The sequence below is a fragment of the Acetomicrobium sp. S15 = DSM 107314 genome, from assembly GCF_016125955.1.
In the GTDB taxonomy this organism is placed as follows: Bacteria; Synergistota; Synergistia; order Synergistales; family Thermosynergistaceae; genus Thermosynergistes; species Thermosynergistes pyruvativorans.
Genome location: NZ_JADEVE010000357.1, coordinates 1 through 269, shown reverse-complemented (window position 1 = coordinate 269; position 269 = coordinate 1). Strand labels below are relative to the sequence as shown.

Here is a 269-nt window from a genome sequence, read left to right as displayed (position 1 = left end):
CGATCTGGGCTGTTTCCCTCTCGACCGTGAAGCTTCTCCCACACGGTCTTGCTCCCGAGGATCCAGTGACGGCATTCGCAGTTTGGTTGAAATCGGTAGGGCCACAACCCCCCTCATCCATCCAGAGCTCTACCTCCGCCGAGGTCGAAGAAAAGGCCGACCCTTTCGCGCAAGCCGAAGGCGGCACCTCGAAAACTCAAGCTCGCCTCCTCGTAGCCGCTTAGGACGGAGAGCGGCAACCCGGCGACCCCTTCCAATTCGGCTGCAGC

The 269-nt window shown here is 61.3% G+C and carries 1 rRNA gene; it reads right to left on the bottom strand.

Going from position 1 to position 269, the window contains the following annotated elements:
* Nucleotides 1-166: ribosomal RNA gene (locus tag EZM41_RS11050) — 23S ribosomal RNA — on the bottom strand; the annotation flags it as partial.
* Nucleotides 167-269: the final 103 nt, after the last annotated feature.